Genomic DNA, 3,524 nt, shown 5'->3' on the forward strand with positions numbered 1-3,524 from the left:
AGCGAGACCGGTCCCGATACCGGCCCGAAGCTCGCCGAGAAGGCTTCCGCCGCAAGTTTGCCTGTCGTCTTCACGCTGTCGGCAGACTTGATCCACACCGAGTTCGGGCCTGCAAGCCCGATAATATCCGAATTAAGCGGCGCATCATATTTGCGATGGTCAACGGCGTGGTCGCCAATCACATTAATCATCGGCGTATGCGCGCGCTTGGCATTGTGAATGTTTGCGCCGCCATTGAGATAGCCCGCGCCGAGGTGCAGCAGCGTCATGGCTGGCTTGCCCGCGATCCGCGCATAGCCATCCGCCGCGCCGGTCGCCACACCCTCGAACAGGCAGAGCACCGAATTTATCCGCGTCTCCCGGTCGAGCGCCGTGACGAGGTGCATTTCCGATGTGCCCGGATTGGCGAAACAGGCGTCAACGCCATTGTCCGCCAGCGTTGCAACCAGCGCATCGGCGCCCGTCATCGTCGTGGTTTCGCTATCGGCCATTCTGTTTCTCCCTGTCTGCACCCGGTCGGGCGCGCTTATCTGATCTCAATAATCTCTTTGTCGAAGGGCTTTGAATAGAGCCGCTTCACGTCCGTCTCGCGCAGGCTCTGCACCCGGCCCTGATTGATGTAGCCCTTCTCGGTGATCTCACCGGCGTCGGCCTTGGGCATGTCCTTCTGGAGCAGGATGCGTGAGACCCGCGCCGCCGCATTCGGATGCTTCTGATTGTACGCGTTCAGGCCATCCTGCACGGCAGAGCGCACCTGCTCATCGCACGCAAGCTCATCAAGGCCGACATTGCGGCCCGTCTGGCGCCGGCACCAGCCTTCATTGAGGAAGCCGAGCAGCGCAATCTCGTCCTGATTGAGCCCGCAGACCACCACGTCCGACAGCGCGCCATCGACCGCCTCAACGGCCTTCACACGCACCGTGCCCGCAGACACCCAGGTGCCATTGGCGAGCTTGAACTCCTCAGCGATCCGCCCGTCGAAGGCGAGGCCTTCATTCGGGTCGTCCGGGTTCTTGAACTTCACCGCGTCACCGAGCTTGTAGAAGCCCTCTTCGTCGAAGGCCTCAGCGGTCTTTTCCGGGTTTTTCAGATAGCCCTGCGTAACCCCCGGGCCGCGCACGCGCAGCTCCATCTTCTCGCCCACGGGCACCATCTTCATCTCCGCGCCCGGCAGAGGCAGGCCCAGCAGCCCCATCGTGTCGCTTGGCCAGTGAACATTGGAAATGGTCGGCGACGTCTCCGTCGCGCCATAGCCAGCCGAGAGACTGATGCGCTCGCCTGTCACGTCGACGGCAACTTTCTGGATCCGTTCATAAATGTCCTGCCCCATCGAGGCGCCGCCATAGGCCATGACCATGATGCGCGAGAAGAATTTCTCCGCGAGCGCCTTTTCCTGCTCAAGCTCCGTTGCAATCGCCGCCCAGGCGGCAGGCACGGTTGTGTGCTGGGTCGGGGCAATCGCTTTGAGGTTACGTAGCATTTCAGGCAGGCGGGCAGGCGTCGGCGCGCCCCAGTCAATATAGAGCGTGCCGCCCCAGTCCGTCATCGAATGCAGGATGGAATTGGCGCCATAGGTGTGGCTCCAGGGCAGGAAAGAGATCATCACCTGCGGGCCGTCAGACATCTCCTCCAGCCGCTCGACATCCCATACGGACCGGATTTTCTTCACCATGGACGCGATATTGCCATGCGTGTTGATCACCGCCTTCGGTTCACCCGTGGAGCCGGAGGTCAGCATGTATTTCGCAATGCTCTCAGAGCCAATCCGATCATAGGCGAGATCAACGGCGCTGCTCGGCTCTGCTGCGACCTCGTCCAGCGACGTGGCGCGCACGCCGCTCGGCGCATTCTTGCGATAGAGCACCAGCCGGTCGCCCACTTCCATGCCATCAAGGCCGCGCTGATACTCTTCGCCATCCTCGACATAGAGCATCGCCGGCTCTGTCAGCTGGTCGATATAATTCAGGCGTGCAAAGTCCTGGCTGAGCGTCGCATAGGCTGGCGTTACCGGCACGACGGGGCTACCGGCCCACATCGCGGCATACATGACAAGCGCGTTCTCGATGGCGTTCCGGGACAGGATCATCACCGGCCTGTCCTTTCCGGCTCCTGCATTGAGGAACCCCTGCGCCAACGCGCGAATACGCTTGAGCCCTTCGCCATAGGTAATCGTCGTCCATCCGGGCCTGGACGGCTCGTCAGGATCGCGCTGCGCAAGCCAGACCTGATCTGGCCGGGCCGAGGCCCAATAGACAATCGGCGCAAGCATATGAGGCGGATAGGACCGGAGCGGTTGGCCATTGCGAAGAAGGATAGATCCGTCATCGCGGCGCTCCACCTCCAACCTCTGAGGCAGGTAAGGGATTTCGCGGAAGGGAATGTCGGAGCTCATTGAACGCCTTCTGTCTTGATATGCATCGCCGATCCACAATGCTTGCAGTGAACCGCGTCCCTGTCATGCCGCATCAGCCCGCAAGTCTCACATTCGCAATCGACCTTATTGTCCGGCTCGACGACGGCCCGCAGGAGCTGGAAGAATAGCGACAGGCCGAGCACCATCGTGATGACGGCAAGCCAGCGGCCGAAGTCGTCCGTCATTAGGATATCGCCAAAGCCAGTCGTGGTGAGCACGGTCACGGTAAAATAGACGGCATCGCTATAGCTATGGATATCGGGATTGTTGCCCACCTGTGTCGCATAGGTAATCGCCGACATGACGAACACGAACACGACCAGATTGGTCACCTTGTCGATAATGCGTTCATAGCGCTGGAAGAAAGGCGTCAGTCCCTTGACGCGCTTGATGAAGGTGAAGGCGCGCACAGCCCTCACAGCCCGCAGAATTCTGAGAAAGGCGAAATTTGATACAAGGAGCGGTGCGAACATGGTTAGCACGACAACGATATCGGCCCAGTTGATCCATTTGAGGAAGAACCGGTGCTTGTGCCTGGCGATGTACAAACGGGCCAGCAGATCGAGCAGGATCACAGCGCCGATCACATAGTCGATCGTGTAATGCCCCCGCTCACGCGTATCGAACGGGGCCCAGAGGAAATAGCCGATCGTCACCAGATCGAAGATGAGCAGCGCCCACCGGAAAATGTACGGCCCGGTTCCATTCCCCTTGTAAAGCCAGAAGAGTTGGCGGTTCAGCCCGGTACGATTGCTCATGAAAAGCGGTGTCACATGTCACCGGCTCAAGATCAATCAGCAACTCAGTCGCGGCTTCTGTCCAGCCGGTCGCGGTCCGGCGCCAGATAGAGACGTGCCACATCCCTTTCTGCGTCCCAGATCACGTCCTCCACTTTCATGGCGACGCCGCGGCTCTCGATAGATACGATTTCACCGATGCGCGGCACGGTCGACATCTTGGCCGATGACAACCGGCGGTTTGTAGACGATTTGTAGAATTCAACGACAGTGCCGACTGTAACTTGCCTGGACATTTCGCCTCCCTCTGCTGCGCGCCTGATCACGGGCCACTGGACTGGCCCACCCCCGAACACGTCCGTATTGCCACATAC

The 3,524-nt window shown here is 60.0% G+C and carries 4 protein-coding genes; all 4 read right to left on the reverse strand.

What is annotated here, in order from left to right; all coding sequences use genetic code 11:
* A partial coding sequence (locus WA989_RS11865) for a thiamine pyrophosphate-binding protein (protein WP_424340707.1) occupies positions 1–467 on the reverse strand: 467 nt, incomplete at its 3' end.
* A 59-nt stretch (positions 468–526) separates the two neighbouring features.
* Complete coding sequence (locus WA989_RS11870; protein ID WP_424340704.1) at positions 527–2,392, reverse strand: feruloyl-CoA synthase; 1,866 nt, start codon at positions 2,390–2,392, stop codon at positions 527–529.
* Positions 2,389–3,171, reverse strand: coding sequence for an ion transporter (locus tag WA989_RS11875; RefSeq protein WP_424340705.1), 783 nt, complete (start codon positions 3,169–3,171; stop codon positions 2,389–2,391). The genes WA989_RS11870 and WA989_RS11875 overlap by 4 nt, the downstream gene beginning before the upstream one ends.
* A 44-nt stretch (positions 3,172–3,215) precedes the next feature.
* A partial coding sequence (locus tag WA989_RS11880) for a hypothetical protein (protein ID WP_424340706.1) occupies positions 3,216–3,524 on the reverse strand: 309 nt, incomplete at its 5' end.

It is taken from the genome of Henriciella sp. (assembly GCF_049649345.1).
GTDB lineage: Bacteria > Pseudomonadota > Alphaproteobacteria > Caulobacterales > Hyphomonadaceae > Henriciella.

What these genes read in the sequence shown, in the direction of transcription:
- WA989_RS11870 (WP_424340704.1), bottom strand. Translation starts at nt 2,392, where the DNA reads ATGAGCTCCGACATTCCCTTCCGCGAAATCCCTTACCTGCCTCAGAGG.
- WA989_RS11875 (WP_424340705.1), bottom strand. Translation starts at nt 3,171, where the DNA reads ATGAGCAATCGTACCGGGCTGAACCGCCAACTCTTCTGGCTTTACAAG.